Origin of the sequence: Croceifilum oryzae, from assembly GCF_030814315.1 — a bacterium.
GTDB classification, from domain to species: domain Bacteria; phylum Bacillota; class Bacilli; order Thermoactinomycetales; family Thermoactinomycetaceae; genus Baia; species Baia oryzae.
This window is the reverse complement of the sequence record NZ_JAUSUV010000001.1, coordinates 207,037-227,087: the sequence shown is the minus strand read 5'-3', so window position 1 is coordinate 227,087 and position 20,051 is coordinate 207,037. Positions and strand designations below refer to the sequence as shown.

Below are 20,051 nucleotides of genomic sequence, written 5' to 3'. Positions count from 1 at the left end.
AGACACATTTGCTCTTATTCCATTTCAACTTATTGGTTCATCAAAAAGACTACTAGTTGTTATTCCTTTATATTCGCTCAATCAGGCCTGCTGCGCCCATTCCGCCACCGATACACATCGTGATGACACCGTAACGTTTTCCTTGGCGAATGAGTTCGTTGATCATCGACACGGTAAGTTTTGCTCCTGTACAGCCGAGTGGATGTCCTAGAGCGACAGCTCCCCCGTTTACATTTACCTTGGATGGATCAATGCCAAGCTCACGAATAACCGCTACAGCTTGGGAAGCAAATGCCTCGTTTAGCTCAAACAAGTCTACATCGTCCACGCTAAGGTTCAGCTTGCTTAAAAGTTTTGGAATCGCCTCTACTGGACCAATCCCCATCACTTCTGGAGCCACTCCACCAAGCATGAATCCACGGAATACAGCAAGAGGTTTTACACCAAGTTCTTCTGCTTTTTCACGGGACATAATCATCACAGCCGCCGCGCCATCACTAGTTTGAGAAGAGTTACCTGCGGTTACAGTCCCATTCAATTTAAAGGCAGGACGTAATTTCCCTAACGCTTCCGCATTGGTACCTGCACGCACTCCTTCGTCGGTATCAAAAACAATCTCTTTTTTTTGCAACTTACCTTTTTCATCTACAAAGTGCTCTACTACTGTAACGGGAACGATTTCATCTTTAAACTTTCCAGACTGAATCGCTTCAAATGCTTTGCGATGAGACTCAACTGCAAAGGCATCTTGATCCTCACGGGTTACATTATAGCGTTTAGAGACTTCTTCCGCTGTATGTCCCATTGACATGTATACTTCAGGAGCACTATCCATCAGAGTCGGATTTGGAGATGGCTTGTAACCACCCATTGGCACCATACTCATGCTCTCTACTCCACCCGCGATAATGATGTCTGCAAAGCCTGACATAATACGCTCTGCCGCCATCGAAATCGTTTGTAGACCAGAGGAACAATACCGGTTTACAGTCATACCTGGCACATCATGTGGAAGACCTGCACGAATTCCGATAATCCGTGCAATGTTCATCCCTTGTTCACCTTCTGGAAAAGCACAGCCCATAATTAAATCTTCCACTTGTTTTGGGTCCACTTGTGGTACACGCTTCAATACATCGGAAACCACAGCAGCTCCCAAATCATCTGGACGCGTATTACGGAACGAACCTTTTTTCGCTTTACCGACAGCAGTACGGCTAGCGGCTACAATTACTGCTTCACGCATATGTTCTCCTCCTTTAACGCTTAGTTGCGTAATGGTTTCCCTTTAGCAAGCATGTATTGCATACGTTGTTGTGTTTTCGGTTCACCAATTAAGCTTAAGAATGCTTCACGCTCGAGGTCTAAGAGATATTGCTGACTAACAAGTGTTCCTTCGGCAACGAGACCACCTGCAAGTACATAAGCTAATTTGCTCGCAATCTTGTAGTCATGCTCTGAGATATATCCACCCCACATGAGGTCTTTTGCTCCCAAACGTAGCACGTTGTAGCCTGTTTCACCCACCACTGGAATCTTACGCTCTTTCGGTGCTTTATAGCCTGCGTTATATAGACCGAGTGCCACTTGTTTCGCATCATGGATGAGGAAATCATTGTTAGCGGTAATCCCGTCCATTTCACGCACAAACTTGTATTGACGCGCTTCTTCGCCACTGGTAGATACTTTTGCCTGCGCCACAGTCATAAACACATGGTTTACAAGCGGTTGCAATGAAACTTTATCTCCCGGGTTTACACCTTCAGTCCAACGGAGCAACATTTCTTTGTTACCGCCACCGCCAGGGATCAATCCAACTCCTACCTCTACTAGGCCCATATAAGTTTCTGCAGAAGCTTGAATACGGTCAGCTGGCAATGAAACTTCGACTCCACCACCAAGCGTCATTCCAAATGGAGCCGCGACTACTGGTCGATCCAAGGTACGAAGGGAACCCATCGCTTTTTGGAATTGACGAACCATCATGTCTAATTCTGGCCAGTTATGATCTTGTGCTTCCATCAACATCAGCATCAAGTTCGCACCTACACAGAAATTTTGTGCTTGGTTCCCGATTACGAGTCCTTTATAGTTTGAGCCAACTTCTTTCACCGAGTGGTTAATCATGTTAATGATATCTGCACCAATTGCTTGTTTCGGTGAGTGGAATTCTAGAACCGCGATATCGTCTCCAATATCAATTAAGCTCGCACCTTTATTCCCTTTAATCAACTTACCTTCTGCTTTCAACTTAGCCAGATTGATCTTCTTAGCATCTTCTTCAATTTCCGTGAATTTGCCACCAATGCTAAATTGATAATCTTTACTCGCTTCTTGCTTATAGAAAGTTTGATTACCTGTTGCAAGCATCTCTTCGACCCAAGCTGGGATGGTGTCACCTTCTGCTTTCATCTTCGCAATCGACTTCTCAACGCCAATCGCATCCCACAACTCAAATGGACCTAGATCCCAGTTGAAGCCCCACTTCATCGCTTGGTCAACTGCTACGATATCGTCAGCGATTTCACCTAGCTTATTAGCAGAGTAGAGTAATACCTTTTTGGTAATCGTCCATGCTAATTCACCAGCGGTATCTTTCCCATACACTAGAGCCTGTAGACCTTCTGCCTTGCTTTTCGCACGCTTAGAAGCTTCCAAAGAAGTAGATTTAAACTTACTCTTTGGCTTATACTCGAATGTCTTGGTATCTAAAACGAGAATTTCTTTTCCAACTTTCTTATAGAAACCTTGCCCCGTTTTCGAACCTAGCCATTTATTTTCTACCATCTTGACTAGCGTATCGGATACAGTAAACGCATCTTTATCCACAGCGTCTGTAGCGGTTGCATGGACATTATTCGCTACATGAACAAACGTATCAAGCCCAACTAGATCAAGTGTCCGGAAAGTAGCACTCTTTGGTCTTCCCATCGCACGACCCGTGATCGCATCTACTTCATCTGCGTTTAAGCCCATTTGCTCCATGGCTTGAAGCGTAATTTGCAAACCATAGGTACCAATACGGTTGGCAATAAAGTTGGGTGTATCTTTCGCAATGACAACACCTTTACCTAATACCGTTTCCGCAAACGCTTTCATTTCGTGAACCAGATTCACGTCTGTATATTTGGTTGGGATAATCTCCAGAAGTTTCATATAGCGTGGTGGGTTGAAGAAGTGCGTACCCAATACATGCTTCTTAAACTCTTCTGAGCGTCCTTCAACCATATCGTGAACGGAAATCCCTGAAGTGTTCGAGCTGACAATCGTTCCTGGCTTCCAAACACCCTCAATTTTCGCAAATAAATCTTGTTTTATTTTCAAGTTTTCTACTACTACTTCAATAATCCAATCCACTTCCGATAGCAATTGGAAGTCATCTTCTAAATTACCTACTTGAATCAATTCAAGGACATCTTTGGTATAAAGTGGGGAGGGCTTTTCTTTGGTTAAGCGCTCTTTCCCCGTTTGTGCAAAGCGATTACGTACTGCTTTGTGTTCTAGAGATAGACCTAACTTTTCTTCTTTGTCAGATAATTGACTTGGCACGATATCTAGGAGATAGGCTTTGATACCTACGTTCGCCAAATGACCTGCGATCGACGCACCCATCACGCCTGAGCCTAGAACGGCAACTTTTTTCATGCGTAACAAAATAACTCCTCCTCTCGGGATGAAGAGACAATTGAATGTGAATGAACAATCATTCATTGTCAGGGTAGAAAAAAACACCTTCCTCAGTTAGGTGAACAACAAACTTATTTCATATAGGGTTTCTATGTGAGAACCACACAGAATTTTTCCCCGTTTGCAATTGCTTTCAATACTATTATTTATCTGTTTTCTTTCGTCGTCAAGAGGGAAAGTACCGATTCAGCACGTTTTTTTCATATTTAAAAATAGAATTAATCCGATCAAATTCAGATGATTACAAGGTTTATCTCACCTCTCCCATGATTACTTATTTCTCTTTCTTCGTATAATAAAGTATTATGACGAAGTGTAACAAAATGTTCTTCGCCTCCTGCTTCATTACGTTGATATAATGATCTCAGATGTCAAATTAACTTGATTCACAACTAAATAAGAGGTGCTTTCAGATGAAAAATAAAGTGATAGTAGCCACCTGTGGCGTACTTTTTATGGCTCTAATCACAGCGGCAGTACTAAAGCCAGAAACTATCCATTCTTTTTTTCCGGCTGAGCAGTCTATCCCTCCCATATCCTCGCCTAGAGAAGAGGGCTTTCACATACTACCATTGAAAAAGAAGCCTGATCCACAAAAGCAGTTGGTATTTTATTTCGTACCACATGCCGATGACGAAGTCCTTACCTTTGGAGTTCCTATGATTCAAGATTTAAAACAAGACAAAGAAGTGTATGTCATCCTGATGTCCCACGGTGATATTACAGGTGCGAGAGCCCGAATCAACAAACGAATCAATCCTGATTTAACCTCTAGACAACTAGGACAAGCCCGAGTAAATGAGTTTACAGAAGCGACAAACCGAATGGGAATTGATGATAACCATCGATTAGTTTATGACTTATTTGTGGAAGGCGGAGACAGAGACCTAGATTATGAGCGAGCTAAAACCATTGTTGCGGCTTACGTAAAAGAATATCCACAAGCTGAATTTAAAAGTATGAGTGTATTTGATGTTCACCCTGAGCATGCAATCCTTGGGAAAGCTATCCAAGAATTAAAAAATAGTAACAGCCTACAAAACTCACAAACGTTTGCTTCGATCAATATCATGCGTACATGTAAGAAGTCGCCTCGTTGTTCTAGCAGACAAGAGAAAATCGGAATGCCTACTGTTGAAAAAGAAATTCAATTAACAGAGCCAAGAGATAAGCACGTTTTATCGAAAGCCGCAGATGCCTATCGAGTCTGGGACCCTAAAATGGGTTGGTATTCGATTGGTGAAATTAGTGTACCGGGACAATTTAGGGAATTAAAAAGAGATCCTACTACCATCATTGTAAAAGAATAACAGGAAATGTCGACTGATGAACCAACTATCAGTTGACATTTCCTGTTATTTTATTTGATTTTTCAAAAATCTATCCTGGTTTTTTGGTCATGATTTGGATCCATTGATAAGTAGCGTACACCAACCCTTGTTTGTTGCGATACGCTTGATTATATAACTTCATCATCCGAATCAAAATTTTCCTAGCCTCAAATATACTTTGACGATTCGATCGATAATTAGCCCCGGTTGCCTTTATCGATTGTAAAAGCTCCCGGCAATCCTGGTACACTTGTCGTAGCCAATGATCCTCTATCTCCGTTCCTTGAAACCCTGACTCCTCTAGGCGAATGGCCCAATCCTCCATGGAGGTTAGTGGGACGAGATGCTCTGTAGGCTGTACCCCCAACTTCTTCTCCACATATTGAAAACTAGATCGCAATTCTAAAAACGTATCAGGTCCCAGGGCTGTAGAAAGATAGCTGCCACCAGGCTTTAGCAACCTCATAATTCCATCTAAAAAGCAACGGGGTCGTTGCAACCAATGGACAGCTGCATTCGAAACGATCAAATCATAAGACTCTGAAGAGAATTCACTTAGCTCTTCTGCATCAGCGAGTACAAATTCTACATTTGCCTCTTCAATCTGTTCTTGTGCTTTTTGAATCATATTTTCAGCTAAGTCGATCGCTGTAATCTGTGCATCTGGATATGTCTCAGCTAATAATTGAGTAAAATAGCCTGTCCCACATCCGATCTCTAGGATTTGATCCACACGATCATTCTTTTGACGAAGAGTTTGAATCAAATGATGAGCTATTTTCTGTTGGACCTGTGAATATTCATCATAAGTGTGAGCTGCTTTATTAAAATTCTTCTCTAAAATATGTTTATGTATAATCATTTTAACGCAACCTCCTACATAGTCGGTTACGATTCCCTCCCTTAAAAAAAGTTTGTATTCAACGGGTAAACTAGTCGAATTTTGTCGTTTTATATCAATAAAATCAATCTGTTTCCTTTTGAATTTTTATTTATATATAAGTTATTCTATCCGTCACAATATTTCCTTCTTCGTCACTATTTGTTCACTTTTTTGTCACAATATGATTGAGTAACACGAAATAGAAAAACCATCCTCCTCTGTAGAAGATGATGGTTTAGTTTATAAAAATATTTACTTGCGAAGTTGTGGATAGATCATACTAAATTTATTTTGTAGGTATTCAACATATGGATCAATTGAAAGAGCCTGCCCCGTTACCCGTTTAACCAATTCATCGGTTGTATACTTTCTACCGTGGGTATAAATGTTGGTTTGTAGGAACGTGTGAAGTTGCTCGAAATCCCCTTGTTTCATCATTTCGCGAACATTTGGGATTGCCTTCTCAGCCGCAGCAAAAAATTGGCTACTTAAGATATTTCCTAATGTGTAGCCTTGGAACAGACCACCAATATGGTCAAAATACCAATGGATATCTTGCAAGACTCCATTTGCATTCGTAGGGGATGAAATACCCAAATCAGATTGATATCGCGCACGCCATGCCTCTGGAAGATCTTTTACTTTTAAATTTCCTTCAAGCATCTGTGTTTCTAAATCGAAACGAATGATCACATGTAGGTTATATGTAACTTCATCCGCATCCGTACGAATCAGCGATCGGGACACTTTGTTCGTCTCACAATAAAACTCATCTAGTGAAACATCTTTCAGTTGTTCAGGGAAAGTAGCTTGTAGCTGTGGATAAAAGAATGTCCAGAATTCATAGCTACGACCGACTATATTCTCCCAAAGCCGTGATTGACTCTCATGTACTCCAGAAGAGGTTCCGTGATGTAGAGGGGTACCTTCATAAGCCTCATTAATTCCAAACTCATACAATGCATGACCTGTTTCATGAATGCTACTGAAGAGAGCCTCTCCGAGATAGCTTTCATTTACCCGAGTCGTAATTCGAATATCATTATGCGCAAACTTTGTCATAAATGGATGTGGGGCGTAATCCTGGCGACCACGTTCCCAATCAAACCCTAAGCGAGTAATTACATTTTTGCCAAATTCAATTTGCTTATCTGCTGGGTAATGTTTCTTTGTCGTGAATGCACCTGTATGATCTTTCGACGTGATCGCTTCCACCATAGGGACTAATGCATCACGCAATTGGCTAAACAAAGGACGAATGGTACCAACGGTCATACCATAGTCGTTTCGTGCAATCAGCGGATCGGCTACATGCTCATACTCGAAAAACTCCGCGTAACGACGACTTAACTCCAGTGTCTTTTCGAGATGAGGTTGCACAATCGAAAAATCATCCTGTTTACGTGCCTTCACCCACGCACTATATGTTTTAGCTGTATGAGCGACAAACTCAGCGACAAACTCTGGGGAAACTTTCGTCTCTGTATCATAATCTTGTTTTGCCACACGAATCAGTGCTGCTTCGTCGGAGTCGTAAGGTAGACTTTCTGCCTGAACAGATAACTCATCTAGCAAACGACCCAATTCCGGATCTGTCTGTCTTTGATGATGCAATCCCGCCAACACCGCTAATTGATTCCCACGAGATTCAGCCCCTAAATTGGGCATAAACGTACCTTGATCCCACTCTAGGATCGCTTTTGCCGAATGTAAATGATAGATCTCTTGTAGTCTAGCTCGTAAGGCTTTTAATTTTTCGTTCATTCGCAAAATGCCTCCTATTCAAAATTACATATATGAATAAATGCCTGTACCCTTTTATTTTGACATATTATAAAGCAAAAAAGCAAAAATAATTAGGGTAACGTAATGGTATAAGATCCCTCTTACATAGGGAAATCTTTTTAGGATATGATAAAAAAGAATACATACAGAAGGGAATTTTTTTCATGACAGAGAAGACAGTTGTGATTCAGAATTCAACGGGATTACATGCACGCCCTGCCGCACTCCTGATCCAAAAAGCAGGTAGCTTTAAAAGCTCCATTAAAATAGTCAAAGACGGACGAGAAGCCGATGCGAAAAGCTTACTAGGCGTTATGTCCTTAGCGATCAAAGGAAATGAGTCGATCACAATTCGTGCTGAAGGTGAAGACGAAGCGGCCGCCATCGAAGCAATGACTCAATTCCTCGAAAGCCATCAAGAGTAGCGAAGTAATTTGGAGGAAATTATCTTGGAACAAAACGGAAAAGGAATTGGCGCTGCTACCGGTTTAGCCATCGGTACAGCTGTCATTTGGAAAAAAGAAGAAGTGAGCGTCCAAGAACGAAGCATAACAGACCTCTCTTCCGAGTTACAACGTTTTAAGCAAGCTATTCAAGCAACCAAAGAACAAGTACAAATTTTACGAAAGCAAACAGCAGATCGGATGGGAGAATCCGAAGCTGCTATTTTTGATGCTCATCTAGCCTTTTTAGACGACCCTGGATTTATAGGCGAGATGGAACAACGGATTAACACACAAAAGCAAGCCGCCGATTGGGCTTGTCAGTCTGTAACAGGCGAATTTAGTTCCTTATTCTCTAATATGGAAGACGAGTATATGCGAGCTAGAGCCGATGATATTCGTGATGTAGGGAATCGACTATTACAAAACATTATGGGAAAGCCTCCTTTAGATCTCGGCTTGTTAAAACCTGAGAGCATCATCATTGCTGATGAACTTACTCCTTCCGAGACGGCACAATTCTCAGAAGCCATTATCGGTATGATCACAGCACGTGGGAGCAAGACGGCCCATGCGGCTATCATGGCTCGAACGCTTGGGATTCCAGCAGTACTCGGATTAGGAAGCTTTATTCAGCAAATCAATGATGGAGATACGATCATTCTCGATGGAAGCTCCGGGGAAGTCATCGTGAACCCAAAGGAACTATTACTCTCTCAAATCCAAGAAAAGATTTCGAAGCAAAATCAACTTCAAGCATCAGCCCTACAAGAAGCGGCTGAGGATGCTTATACGTCCGATCGGAAACGCATCCAGGTATTAGCTAATATCGGAAGCCCTCAAGATGTACAGGATGCGCTAGCCAACCATGCGGAGGGAATCGGACTATTCCGCACAGAGTTTCTCTATTTAGAAAATGCAAACTGGCCAACAGAGGAAGAGCAGTTTTCCTCCTATAAACAAGTCTTAGAAGCATTTCCATCCAAGCCTGTCATCATCCGAACCTTAGATATTGGCGGGGACAAGCATTTACCTTATGCGGAGCTTCCGAAAGAAGAAAATCCATTCCTCGGTCTCCGAGCCGTTCGTTACTGTCTCGCAAATCCTGATGTATTTAAAACACAGCTTCGTGCACTCCTCCGTGCCAGCGTGCATGGGTCACTCTGGATCATGTTCCCGATGATCGGAAGCGTATCGGAAATTCTACAGGTGAAACAGGCTCTGGAGGAATGCAAACAGGAATTAGCAACGAAAAAAATCCCTTACTCGGATCAAATCAAAGTAGGGATTATGGTGGAGATTCCAGCCGCGGCAATCCACGCTGACGAACTGGCCAAAGAAGTCGATTTCATGAGTATTGGTACCAACGACCTCACTCAATACACACTCGCAGCAGATCGTGGAAACGAACAAGTGGCCCATCTCTATGATCCGACTCATCCAGCCGTGCTAAAACTCGTCAAAATGACTTGTGCTGCCTGTCATCGCGCTGGAATCCCGGCCGGAATGTGCGGGGAACTAGCGGGTGATGCCAGCATGACCGAAATCTTAGTGGGTCTTGGTTTGAACGAACTATCTATGAGTGCCAAAGCGATCCCACAAGTAAAACAACAGATTCGCAAGATTGCATCCGCGGAGGCATCTAGCTTAGCACTAGAAGCACTTCACAAAAGATAAAATAAAATAAAACGATTAACATAGAAATGAAATCAAAATATAATAAACCCCCTCTCTACCATCGTTAGAGAGGGGGTTTGTATTCATTTAGTCAGTTTTAGACAGCCGCTAATTTCTTCGAACCAACGTGCTCTGGTTGTACAACCTCAATGGGTCCATCCCCGCGTCTGAGGACTTTGGAAACTGCCTGGGTTGGTTGTAACGCTTCAAGCATGTACTCAATAGCAACCATGGGATCAACCGTATGACCACAAGTATAACAATCAAGTGCGGCAAAACCTTTTTCTGGGTAAGTATGAATCGAGAGATGACTCTCCGATAACATAACAAGTACCGTCGCACCTTGGGGATCAAATTGTTGAGATTGAACGGACAAGATTGTCGCACCACAAGCAACTGCTGCCTGCTCCATCTTCTCGCGTAAAAACTCCGCGTCGTTCAACAAATCAAAATTTACACCCCATGCGTCCATGGCTACATGCCTTCCGAAAGTAGAAAATTCCATCTCTTTCGGCCCCCTTCCTAGCAAAAAGTTGGTGTGAGCCAAATTCCGCTAGGATCAGCTTGTTCACCACAGGGGGAGGTTAGTCCAGTGAGGTCCCAACCCTTTAAGTGAATCTGGATCCTACTAGCTCAGTGAATATCACGAAATATAACATATCATATTATATCTAGTACATCAACCAATAATTTTTATGGACTTTCCCAAATAGTATATTTGCTTCAATCAAGCAGCTATCATTACCAACTTGTCTTTTGATGTTGAATGCTATCAGTCGTTCGAATAAAGATGGTGTTACTATAGATATTTTTACACAAATAAGCCTCAGCACGAAAACTGAGGCTTAGAAAAAAGATGATCCTTCTTTTCTAACAATAGACGACTGTACCCTACATACCCATGATGTTATATCCGCTATCTACATGAATCACTTCTCCTGTAATCCCACGAGACATATGGCTCAAGAGGAATACAGTCGTATCCGCCACTTCTTCTGGATCTGTCCCACGACGAAGCGGTGAACGCTCTTCAATGACGGATAACATGGAGTTAAAGTCTTTTACACCCTTAGCAGCTAGTGTACGAATAGGACCTGCTGAGATCGCATTCACACGGATGTTAGAAGGACCTAGATCATGCGCTAGGTATTTGACTGAAGCTTCTAAAGCCGCTTTAGCAACCCCCATCACATTATAGTTTGGAATGACTCTTTCTGAACCCATATAGGTCATCGTTACGATGCTACCACCCGCAGTGAGATACTTACTTGCTTCACGGCTCACAGCAACAAGCGAATAAGCACTAATATCCTGTGCCAACGCATACCCATCACGAGAAGTATTTACATACGCTTCGCTCAAATCCTCTGCTTTGGCAAAGCCAATACTATGTACCACACCATCTAACGAGCCCCACACTTCATTGATCTGTTCAAATGCTGTTTCGATTTGCATATCATCTGTAACATCACATTCCACCATCAAAGAGCCGGGCATTTCCGCATCTACCAATTGTCCTACAGACTTCTGGAGACGTTCTCCTTGATAGGTAAAGGCTAATTTTACGCCTTGTTGATGTAATGCTTTTGCGATCGTCCAAGCAATACTGCGTTTGTTTGCAACCCCCATGATGACAACTTTCTTATCCTTCATCTTCATGTATATACACCTCTTATAAATTAGATATAAGATCAACTATTAGTACCAGATGCTAAAATCGTAATCAAAAACGGGTTCCCTGTCAATACAAACACGATCCGAGAAATCTTCTACCATCCAGCTTTGGGATGCCTCTGTAGCACAATATCGTGAATTTGTAATAAATTTGTACTTTCGGTAACCTCTTCCAACTCTTTTGAAGTAATAAATAAAGAAAATGATTCATGAGATCGTTCATCGCGTAGTAACATTCCCGCATGTTCCTTCGGGAAAGCAATCGCATATTCTTCTCCACTTACACATTGAATGCAAAATAGGTAGGCATCTTGCTCTCGATCAAACATCCAAACAAAGCGAGCTGTCTCATCATTGGACTCAATCATTTCCTGCCATTCTGGAATCGATAAAAACAAAACAGGCTTTTCTAAATAAGTAGCCCATACACCATCCTCTGGAATGGATGCTTCTTGAATCTGGGGTAAATAACGTTCACCGTTCATCTTTTTTCCTCTTTCTGGCTTTTTTCATCTAGTAGCATCATTATACCTTAAAGCCTACTTTAATTGATTAAATACATAAAGTTCCGCCCATAATAGATGGAAGGAGGTGGAAATAATGTACTATGTAATACGTGATTCCGAAAAATTACCCCCTTCCATCATTCACGAAGATCATTACTTTGCTTGGTATAATCCCATGAAAAAAGACCATCGTGTTGAGTTTCGTGGAACCATGAATCAATGTTATGACTTCATGGCTACTCGCCCCACCCAAGTCCGCAGTCAATCTTTGTAATTCACAGAAAAAAAGCCGAAGGAATGAATCCTCGGCTTATTTTTGTTCTGATCTCTTCTTACGTACAGGCGGTAAGATTCGATGTATCTGCACTTTCCGAGTTGTATCCCAAGTACTTGGATCATTTTCATCATATTGATCCAAAAACATAACTACTTCGCGGGTAATAGGCGTTGGTGTCGAAGCTCCCGATGTAACGGCAACTTTCTTTTTTCCTTTTAACCAATCTAGTTGGATCTCCGATACATCCGAAATTCGATATGCTTCTACCGAGGCGATCTCTTCAGATACTTGTGCTAGACGGTTGGAGTTATTACTTCGAGGATCCCCTACTACGAGCAAAAGATCCGCTCCCGGCACATGATTTGCTACCGCTTCTTGCCTGACCTGGGTGGCTAAACATATCTCATTATGAACTTCAACAGTAGGAAACTTCTCTATCACTCGATCCATCAAATGTTTAATATCCCACTGACTCATCGTGGTTTGGTTTGTCACGATCAGGCGATCTGTATCTACTTCTAATTCATCTAGATCCTTTTGATCTTCAATTAAGTGAACACTCTCTGGAGCAATCCCGATTGCCCCCTCTGGTTCAGGATGCGCTTGTTTTCCAATGTAAATGATCTCGTAACCCTCATTCACTTTCTCACGGATTAAGTCATGTGTCTTGGTTACATCGGGACAAGTGGCATCAATTACATATAGTCCACGTTCAGCTGCACGTCTTCTCACCTCAGGAGAAACTCCATGTGCAGTAAAAATAACCGTTCCTTCTGTAATCTCGTCTAATAAATCCAAGCGATTATCTCCATCTAGTGTAATGATCCCTTCTTCTTCAAATGCATCCACCACATGGCTATTATGAACGATCATCCCTAAAATATAGATCGGGCGCGGTATATCTTTATTCATAGCCGCTTCACGGGCCAATACCATAGCATCTACCACACCATAGCAGTATCCACGAGGCGTTATCTTCAATACTTCCATAATCAATCTCCCTCCCCATTTACAGGGCTAATGAATCCATTATACCGCATGTTGAAAACTTGACCAAGTTTCATGTCTTAAAGATAGGCTAGTCTCCACGGTACACTTGCACCATTTCCCGAATAGGATGGATTGTCAACTAAAGGAAAGGAATGTGATGGCTGTGGAACAAAGACCTATGCCTACACCAGTACCAATGCCAATGCCGCCGAAAAAGACTATGCCTGCACCAATGCCAATGCCTCCAACTTATCATCCACCTTCATATCATCATGGTGTACCTTGTATCCCCTGTGACTATAATATGCTTACTCAAATGTACCACCATATGAAAAGATGTCACCGTTATGAAGAAGAGATGATGAAGAAGTTAATGAGAATGTGCAAGAAACATAAACATAGACGTAATTGCGATCCATGTGAATCTTCCTACGGACGCGATCGGTATTGCGAATCCTCTTCTTATTGCGAATCCTCTCATCATCATCGTTGGAGACGTCGGGAATCCTCTCATCGTCATCGTCGCGGGGACTGTGAATCTTCCTACCATCGCCGTAGAGACTGCTATGAATCTTCTTCCTGCCGTCCAAAAAATCCATGTGATGATTGCTAAACCCAAAGGGCTCTCTTATGAGGGCCTTTTCCCTTTTGAAGACAAAATAAAAAAGCCTCCATACGTGTACGGGGCTTCTCACAAGTATATGATTTCAGAATAGGCGGCACTAGTTATTCTCCTTCGATTTCATACGTTCACGAATATATAACGTTGCTAAAACCAGCGAGATCCCCATAGAAAACAAAAGTAGAGCGGCAGAATCCAATAAGCTCTGGTTCATCTCTTTGAAACCTCCCAATTATCTACATATACTATACGAATCTCCCAACGCAACGATTTCAACCGAATATAACCGCTCACAATCGAACTTTTTAATCCCTATATAACATATGCCCAAATAAATAATTCGTTCTGTCCAAGTACGCCCATTTCAATTCATAGTATTTTCATCGGAAAAATTGACTTTTATTTATTATGCGGTTAAAGTTAGAGCAAGTACGAAATCATAATCGATCAAATTGAGGTGCTACCATTGATTTTAGAAAGAGCAAAGTTCATTCATAAATTTGTACAATCCCCTCGAGAAATCGGCAGCATCACCCCTAGTTCTCGCTTTTTAGCCCATGCGATGCTAAAAGAAATTTCGTGGAACCAAGCGAAAACAATCGTCGAATTAGGTGCAGGTACAGGTGTTTTTACTCGGGAAATAGCTAAAAAAGTATCTTCGTCTACCCAAACATTCATCTTTGAGCAAGATGATGACTTACGTACTGATATCGAAACACAAATGCCGCAATTTACCTATTTAAAAAAAGCCGAAGAACTGCAAGATACTCTAAGACGGTTTCACATTTCACATGTAGACGCAATTATCTCTGGATTGCCATTTTCGAACTTCTCCCAATCTTTCACCCAAGAAATCCTTGACCAAGTCCAGTCCTCTCTAGCTGAGAATGGTTCCTTTATTACATATCAGTACTCCTTGCAACTACGCAAAGAGTTGAAAAATAGATTTAAGCATGTACAAATTGATTTTGTCCCTTGGAATTTACCTCCAACCTTCGTCTATATCTGCTCCAATTAAAAAACGAGTGAAGACTACTGCTAAATCAGTAGATCCACTCGTTTTTATTGTTTACCAAACATCAAACAATGCCTGCTTCTGATCAACTTTTCGCTGAGCCTGATACATCTGATCGATCGCTTCTTGGAACCTTTTCTTATCGCCAATGGAATCATAACAACTCGCTAACTCATAGCATGCTAGGAACTGTTTTTGCGAATAATCATGTTGTTCAGCAATTTGAGCGGCTTGTATCAGATATTGTACTCCCTCCTCCTGTTGCCCCATCGTTTTCATCAAACGTCCCATAATAATGAGAGCATTACTCAATTTGAGAGCATCATTTAACTTCTCAGCCCAAGAAATGGCTTGTTGCAAAATCCGCTTTGACTCATCGCTTTTGCCTTGTAGTAAGTAGAGATTTCCTAGGGAACAATAAGCTCGTACTAACTCTTGCTTTTGTGCAACGCGACTTTCCAAATCTAAAATGTACGAAAAACACGTCTCCGCATCATTCAAATTGTTTTGCTCTACGTAGATTGTTCCTAAAATTGTCCAAATTTGGAACATCTCGTTATAAAAAGAGCTCGTAGTAGCAATTTGAATGCCCTCTCGTGCATAGCGAATCGCATCTGAATATAATTTCATTCGGCGATACAAATCGGCTCGTAGCGCGTACATAGGAAGGATGATTTCTGTCTTCCGCACAATGGGCAGGTACACCCACAATTCATCTAACCGTTTTAAAGCTTCATCGGTTTTCCCTAGCTTCTCTAGGTATATAACCCGATTCGTCATCAATACATACTTGATCTGCTCTGGGTCGACCAATTCTTCACGATAAACATCAAGACCTCTCTCCGCATAGATCAATGCTTGCTGTAAATCATTTTGGATATACTGCAAGTAAGCAAGATAGTTAAAATTGATCGCCTCAAGATTATTCTTTACTTCATTTTCCTGAGAGATAAAGCGATTAGAGTCAATTAGCTCTCGCTCTGCCTTCTTCCACTCACTCGTTTTCAGAAAATAACGTCCCCGTAGAGAGTGAAACATAGATGCATACTCTTCCCTGGTCGCATCTGAGATGTTACATAACTTCTTATAAGCTTTTTCATGCTCGTCCATACGGATCATGCTCTCGATGGCCATAAGCTTCAATTGCATGGTTTCCATATTTTCTGTATCTCGCATCAACATACTTGGTAAATCGTTAGCATTTAACCCCAGTTTCTGCATTAGATAATAAACCTTCTCTTTGTTGACATGGGGCACGCCACGTTCGATGTTACTAATCGTAGCAGTTGAGATTTGTTCATCAGAAAGGTCTTCCAGACGAAGGCTACGTTCCTTTCTAACTTTACGTATAAATTTACCAATTTCACTAATTTCGAAAACGCTCATGTTAAGCCGCCCTTTCCTTCTAAACCTTATTCTCTCCCTATAGTGTAATCGATTTCACTTCTATTAGAAAGATTCAGATCTCATCTGACATCCAAAATTAGGATTGAAAATCTTACAGATTACAGGTGAAGTAGAATAGAGATTGTAATCTTTTTGTTTTGAAGAATATTATATTACAATTGGTTTGTAAGATAATATCTATTTTTGTCAAATCACTATTTAAATAGTTTCGGAAAAAAGAATCAAAAACCTTCTGAAAAGTAAAAAATAATTTTGGTGAAATAAAAAAAGTGCATAATCTGCACCATTTATCTATCATATTCTAATGTATCTTCTACCATTACTACTTGCAAAGCAGGGCTTTCACTCACTCTTCCCAATGTAAAAAGCGTATAGTCCTTTCCAGGCTTCAGCGTTATATTCGGAATCGTAAATTCTGCTTGCTTCCCACCCGCAGGTCTTACCTCCCATGTGTAGATTCCTGGATTTAGGGAGATAAACCGAGCTTCCCTGAAATCTACATCTGAAAAAAGGACATTCCCCCCTTTTACAGAAATATCAACCCGTTTCATATCGGGAGATACATGGATGAGGCGAACCTTAGATCTTCTGGGAACTTTTCGTAAGTCATCTTCATAGGAAAGTAACTCCACACCCAAATCTGTCCCTACATCGGCCGTATTTAGAGTATAGGCTCTCCGACTTCGTATCGTAACAGATTGGGATAGGATTGCTTCATCCTGTCGTCCAGCTGGAAACATCTCCACCTGATATTCCCCCGATGGAAGAGAGACGTATTCGGTAATCCCACTAAAGGGTAAGTTGCGTACAACTGGCTTCTGATTTACATACACATCTACCGGAACAGATTCATAGGTAGATGCATGCAGAATTCTCATAGATCCCATCTCATCCGATTGGTCTGAACCCGCTTGATACATAGGATCCTGACTCTGCTCATATTGACTTACAAACGTCTCCAGATCTTTTTGATACGCTTCATTGTATATTTTATGCTTGGACTCATCTCGATCAAGATAATAATCAGCTAACAACTTATTTCGAATAGCTTTGCCAAAGAACTTTTTCCAAGACAAAATAGTAACCTCCTCTAGCATAGGTACCTTACTATTAGCCTATGCTATGAGGAATCGATTCTTCACTGTTTTCTTTAACGATCGTGCACCATCAGGAGACGATCTCCCTGCTCAACATCTCCTAAATAAAAAACGGTCACCACATCTTTTGAAAATAAGGGAAGGGTAATACTCTCATGATCCGTATTCATCATCCCTGTAACCTGAACCTTCAGCTCCAAACGCTTCGGGTGAATCGGTACATAAGGAGTTAAATGAGTAAAGGGAATATTATTAAAAATCACTCGATTATTTATTACTAAGTCTACATTCGACCCTTGCGAATGCAGGTGTACAAATCGAATCTGTCCCATCTCTTCTTCTTCGTTTTCTGTGTGGTCTGGAATCGTTATTAATTTAGGATTCTTTTTCGATACATTTTCTGAATCGATGAGAGCAAGCGTACAAAGTCTCCCATTCCGAACGGATAATATCTGTGATACAACTGTGCCTTCCGTTTGATTTCGATTCATTTGTAAATAGCTATCCCCACTGTGTATACTGACATAGTTCGTCATAGCTCCGTAGGGAAGACGACGAACCATTCGCTTTCCGTCCAGATATACATCCATATCCTCCTGCCACCTTGTAGCGGCGTGCAAAATTCTAACTCCTGCAATGCCAGCAAGGGGCTGTGAAGCATTCCTGGAGGATGGGCTGGTTATCGTTTGTTTTCCTTTACTAATTCGGCTGGACCTCTTCTTTTTTCCCATTTACGTCCCCTCCATTCTCTCTTCATTTCCTTTCTTTAAAATATGCAATACATAAGGAACCGTGAGCCAAACAACATAGAAAAAGCGATCCTTTTCCACAAGAAAGGGCTCGCTTACTCTTTTTCACATATATGTTGATACAAAATCCTGCGGGAGTAAAACCGAATAAACGGAAATCCCCAGTTCTCATGTACATTTTCTTTCAGTAACTGACAATTTTCATTATAAAAGGCAAATCCCAAGACAGGCTCTACATAACATTCCCGAAGATATTTATGCAAATTAATCATATAATGCATTTTTTTCAGCCTATTTTGTTTCATTTGATTCCATACACTGGTTGCGGAGAGAAATGATTCGATATTTGCTTTGCATTCGACCATTTCCATTGGTACATGATCCTGTTCATAAAATACCACATCCATCCGACACTCGTATCCACCAATCATCTCTCCATCGTCATAGATCAATGGCTCACGATAAATCTCGGTGTAGGAAATGGTTGGATGAATAGGACCATATTCTTCGATAATCGCTTCTAAAAATGCAGACCGTATCTGTTGGAAAGCAGGCTGCCTATAGATTGCCTTTAGCATCTTCAGCAGCCTTTTCCGAGTCTTTAGCCGAATACGAAACCCAGGCTGTTTGATCATCAGCTCAATCTCTTCATCAAATCCTTCTTTATATGCTTCCTTATCTGTTTTATATCGATCGAAAATGCGCGCCACTGTCCGAAACACATCGGGTTCTTGTTTCACCAAACGAACTAATTCGTGTACAACCGTAAGCTCTGAAGGCTCCTTTGTCTGGTGGAAGGAAAGTGGCATAAGCTATCCCCCATATACAACTTTTTGGTAAGGTGGCAAAAGTAAAGGACGATAGCCCATTCGTACCGTCATATTACTAAGTAACTCCCTCGCATACGCCCACGCATCTGGTGCTACAATTTGAGAGCCAATTTCCATAAGTTCAGCCTCTGGAATCGTCTCAGCAAGCTCTTTATAGTAAACGATGTCAATCTCCAGCTCAATAGTAAAGGTGCGATCTTCATCTAATATCTCGGCGGGATCCTCTTTCTTCTCTCCCTCATAAGTTAAAACAGATAGAGAAAATAAAAATGAAATATCTACTCCCGTTTGTCTTAGCAGTTTTGTCGAATAGTTAAGTAGAATATGCTTCTCAATATCCAGCTCGTATTCTTTCCACTTCGTACAATGTAACGTGCGAACACTCACTTGTTCCAAATCCCAACGCTCCAACCAATCAAATTGATTCGTCTGGCTCATCCTCGTGCTCCTCCTTTTGGGGTTTCTCGTAATTAGGCAGAGAAAGTGCCATCTGAGAAACCATGATCGGTTCAGGTCGATACGCATTACGAATCTCATCCTGAATATGAATACGATCGATTTGCAAATCTTCTTCTAGATCAAAGGGAAGTTCACGCAAATGGTTTAACACGATCTCAAGGTCATCTAGGTCGGATTTAGGATGAATTCTACAGAAGGTGCGTTCTGTAATCCGTAGATGGTAAAAAGCAATTTCGACTAGTAACTGCATATCATCTGCTGATTTAGTCTGCCAACGGGATGGATGTAGGAAAGAGTGTAATTGTTGATATCCCTCTTGCTGTAACCAACTTTTCGTTAAAGTCAGATGTTCCTCAATCAGATTCATTCCTTCTTGATGCTTCTTCTGATCTACCAACACTTCTAATTGCTTTATGGCAATGGGAATGGCCAGAAATAAAGCTTGAAGGTACGCCACATACCTGATCGTGCTAGGAAGTTGTATCACAGTTTGGTTCGTAAGATTCGTACAGGAATCATAAAGAAGAGAGTTTCGGCTACTCATAAGACCTCTTTGCATCTGATAGACTCCCTTTTGTACATCCAAACAGACCACTTCCTCTCTATTCATTATAATATA

20 protein-coding genes are annotated in these 20,051 nt (G+C 41.4%); 6 read left to right on the top strand and 14 right to left on the bottom strand.

Features of this window, described 5'->3' with window-relative positions; genetic code table 11:
* Positions 1-67: 67 nt before the first annotated feature.
* A complete protein-coding gene (locus J2Z48_RS01080; protein ID WP_307250147.1) occupies positions 68-1,246 on the bottom strand; it encodes an acetyl-CoA C-acetyltransferase in 1,179 nt (392 codons plus the stop codon).
* 20 nt (positions 1,247-1,266) lie between these two features.
* Entirely contained in the window at positions 1,267-3,657 is a 2,391-nt protein-coding gene (locus J2Z48_RS01075; protein ID WP_307250410.1) for a 3-hydroxyacyl-CoA dehydrogenase/enoyl-CoA hydratase family protein, read from the bottom strand.
* A gap of 443 nt (positions 3,658-4,100) precedes the next feature.
* On the opposite strand from J2Z48_RS01075, the gene J2Z48_RS01070 reads away from it, so the two are divergent.
* Positions 4,101-4,997 (top strand): PIG-L deacetylase family protein, encoded by an 897-nt coding sequence (locus J2Z48_RS01070; protein ID WP_307250145.1) that lies wholly within the window; start codon positions 4,101-4,103, stop codon positions 4,995-4,997.
* A gap of 70 nt (positions 4,998-5,067) precedes the next feature.
* On the opposite strand, the gene bioC is transcribed toward J2Z48_RS01070, so the two are convergent.
* The gene (gene bioC, locus J2Z48_RS01065; RefSeq protein WP_307250144.1) at positions 5,068-5,880 is read right to left on the bottom strand and encodes a malonyl-ACP O-methyltransferase BioC; all 813 of its coding nucleotides are present in this window, start codon (positions 5,878-5,880) and stop codon (positions 5,068-5,070) included.
* 273 nt (positions 5,881-6,153) lie between these two features.
* The gene (locus J2Z48_RS01060) at positions 6,154-7,665 is read right to left on the bottom strand and encodes a carboxypeptidase M32 (protein WP_307250142.1); all 1,512 of its coding nucleotides are present in this window, start codon (positions 7,663-7,665) and stop codon (positions 6,154-6,156) included.
* Positions 7,666-7,850: 185 nt separating this feature from the next.
* On the opposite strand from J2Z48_RS01060, the gene J2Z48_RS01055 reads away from it, so the two are divergent.
* Together J2Z48_RS01055 and ptsP are read left to right on the top strand one after the other, a co-directional pair.
* Positions 7,851-8,111 (top strand): HPr family phosphocarrier protein, encoded by a 261-nt coding sequence (locus J2Z48_RS01055; RefSeq protein WP_307250140.1) that lies wholly within the window; start codon positions 7,851-7,853, stop codon positions 8,109-8,111.
* Between the two features lie 24 nt (positions 8,112-8,135).
* Positions 8,136-9,806: a phosphoenolpyruvate--protein phosphotransferase gene (gene ptsP, locus J2Z48_RS01050; RefSeq protein WP_307250138.1), complete on the top strand. Its 1,671-nt coding sequence runs from the start codon at positions 8,136-8,138 to the stop codon at positions 9,804-9,806.
* Positions 9,807-9,903: 97 nt separating this feature from the next.
* Here ptsP and speD read toward each other — a convergent pair whose 3' ends face one another.
* From speD to J2Z48_RS01035, 3 genes are all read right to left on the bottom strand, one after another.
* Positions 9,904-10,311: an adenosylmethionine decarboxylase gene (gene speD / locus J2Z48_RS01045; RefSeq protein WP_072331116.1), complete on the bottom strand. Its 408-nt coding sequence runs from the start codon at positions 10,309-10,311 to the stop codon at positions 9,904-9,906.
* A gap of 386 nt (positions 10,312-10,697) precedes the next feature.
* Complete coding sequence (fabI, locus tag J2Z48_RS01040; RefSeq protein ID WP_307250134.1) at positions 10,698-11,465, bottom strand: enoyl-ACP reductase FabI; 768 nt, start codon at positions 11,463-11,465, stop codon at positions 10,698-10,700.
* 110 nt (positions 11,466-11,575) lie between these two features.
* Complete coding sequence (locus tag J2Z48_RS01035; RefSeq protein WP_307250132.1) at positions 11,576-11,965, bottom strand: hypothetical protein; 390 nt, start codon at positions 11,963-11,965, stop codon at positions 11,576-11,578.
* Between the two features lie 115 nt (positions 11,966-12,080).
* Between J2Z48_RS01035 and J2Z48_RS01030 the strand changes: the two genes are divergently transcribed.
* Entirely contained in the window at positions 12,081-12,260 is a 180-nt protein-coding gene (locus J2Z48_RS01030) for a hypothetical protein (RefSeq protein ID WP_131849711.1), read from the top strand.
* 36 nt (positions 12,261-12,296) lie between these two features.
* On the opposite strand, the gene J2Z48_RS01025 is transcribed toward J2Z48_RS01030, so the two are convergent.
* The gene (locus tag J2Z48_RS01025; protein WP_307250126.1) at positions 12,297-13,253 is read right to left on the bottom strand and encodes a 4-hydroxy-3-methylbut-2-enyl diphosphate reductase; all 957 of its coding nucleotides are present in this window, start codon (positions 13,251-13,253) and stop codon (positions 12,297-12,299) included.
* Positions 13,254-13,672: 419 nt separating this feature from the next.
* Between J2Z48_RS01025 and J2Z48_RS01020 the strand changes: the two genes are divergently transcribed.
* Together J2Z48_RS01020 and J2Z48_RS01015 are read left to right on the top strand one after the other, a co-directional pair.
* Positions 13,673-13,969 (top strand): hypothetical protein, encoded by a 297-nt coding sequence (locus J2Z48_RS01020; RefSeq protein ID WP_307250124.1) that lies wholly within the window; start codon positions 13,673-13,675, stop codon positions 13,967-13,969.
* Between the two features lie 372 nt (positions 13,970-14,341).
* Positions 14,342-14,893 carry a class I SAM-dependent methyltransferase gene (locus J2Z48_RS01015; protein WP_307250122.1) on the top strand — a complete coding sequence of 184 codons (552 nt, stop codon included), beginning with the start codon at positions 14,342-14,344 and terminating at the stop codon, positions 14,891-14,893.
* 51 nt (positions 14,894-14,944) lie between these two features.
* On the opposite strand, the gene J2Z48_RS01010 is transcribed toward J2Z48_RS01015, so the two are convergent.
* From J2Z48_RS01010 to J2Z48_RS00985, 6 genes are all read right to left on the bottom strand, one after another.
* Entirely contained in the window at positions 14,945-16,276 is a 1,332-nt protein-coding gene (locus J2Z48_RS01010; protein WP_307250120.1) for a helix-turn-helix domain-containing protein, read from the bottom strand.
* Positions 16,277-16,584: 308 nt separating this feature from the next.
* Positions 16,585-17,373: a DUF4397 domain-containing protein gene (locus J2Z48_RS01005; protein WP_307250118.1), complete on the bottom strand. Its 789-nt coding sequence runs from the start codon at positions 17,371-17,373 to the stop codon at positions 16,585-16,587.
* A gap of 74 nt (positions 17,374-17,447) precedes the next feature.
* Positions 17,448-18,125, bottom strand: a complete 678-nt coding sequence (locus J2Z48_RS01000; RefSeq protein ID WP_307250116.1) for a DUF4397 domain-containing protein — start codon at positions 18,123-18,125, stop codon at positions 17,448-17,450.
* A gap of 113 nt (positions 18,126-18,238) precedes the next feature.
* Complete coding sequence (locus J2Z48_RS00995; RefSeq protein ID WP_307250113.1) at positions 18,239-18,952, bottom strand: hypothetical protein; 714 nt, start codon at positions 18,950-18,952, stop codon at positions 18,239-18,241.
* Between the two features lie 3 nt (positions 18,953-18,955).
* Positions 18,956-19,411, bottom strand: coding sequence for a hypothetical protein (locus J2Z48_RS00990; RefSeq protein WP_307250111.1), 456 nt, complete (start codon positions 19,409-19,411; stop codon positions 18,956-18,958).
* On the bottom strand, positions 19,389-20,018 hold the full coding sequence (locus J2Z48_RS00985) for a hypothetical protein (RefSeq protein WP_307250109.1): 630 nt from the start codon (positions 20,016-20,018) through the stop codon (positions 19,389-19,391). The genes J2Z48_RS00990 and J2Z48_RS00985 overlap by 23 nt, the downstream gene beginning before the upstream one ends.
* Between the last annotated feature and the right edge of the window lie 33 nt (positions 20,019-20,051).

Bases quoted from the DNA above. Each gene is read 5' to 3' on its own strand.
- J2Z48_RS01080 (WP_307250147.1), bottom strand. From the start codon at position 1,246: ATGCGTGAAGCAGTAATTGTAGCCGCTAGCCGTACTGCTGTCGGTAAA.
- J2Z48_RS01070 (WP_307250145.1), top strand. From the start codon at position 4,101: ATGAAAAATAAAGTGATAGTAGCCACCTGTGGCGTACTTTTTATGGCT.
- bioC (WP_307250144.1), bottom strand. From the start codon at position 5,880: ATGATTATACATAAACATATTTTAGAGAAGAATTTTAATAAAGCAGCT.
- J2Z48_RS01060 (WP_307250142.1), bottom strand. From the start codon at position 7,665: ATGAACGAAAAATTAAAAGCCTTACGAGCTAGACTACAAGAGATCTAT.
- J2Z48_RS01055 (WP_307250140.1), top strand. From the start codon at position 7,851: ATGACAGAGAAGACAGTTGTGATTCAGAATTCAACGGGATTACATGCA.
- speD (WP_072331116.1), bottom strand. From the start codon at position 10,311: ATGGAATTTTCTACTTTCGGAAGGCATGTAGCCATGGACGCATGGGGT.
- fabI (WP_307250134.1), bottom strand. From the start codon at position 11,465: ATGAAGATGAAGGATAAGAAAGTTGTCATCATGGGGGTTGCAAACAAA.
- J2Z48_RS01035 (WP_307250132.1), bottom strand. From the start codon at position 11,965: ATGAACGGTGAACGTTATTTACCCCAGATTCAAGAAGCATCCATTCCA.
- J2Z48_RS01030 (WP_131849711.1), top strand. From the start codon at position 12,081: ATGTACTATGTAATACGTGATTCCGAAAAATTACCCCCTTCCATCATT.
- J2Z48_RS01025 (WP_307250126.1), bottom strand. From the start codon at position 13,253: ATGGAAGTATTGAAGATAACGCCTCGTGGATACTGCTATGGTGTGGTA.
- J2Z48_RS01010 (WP_307250120.1), bottom strand. From the start codon at position 16,276: ATGAGCGTTTTCGAAATTAGTGAAATTGGTAAATTTATACGTAAAGTT.
- J2Z48_RS01000 (WP_307250116.1), bottom strand. From the start codon at position 18,125: ATGGGAAAAAAGAAGAGGTCCAGCCGAATTAGTAAAGGAAAACAAACG.
- J2Z48_RS00995 (WP_307250113.1), bottom strand. From the start codon at position 18,952: ATGCCACTTTCCTTCCACCAGACAAAGGAGCCTTCAGAGCTTACGGTT.
- J2Z48_RS00990 (WP_307250111.1), bottom strand. From the start codon at position 19,411: ATGAGCCAGACGAATCAATTTGATTGGTTGGAGCGTTGGGATTTGGAA.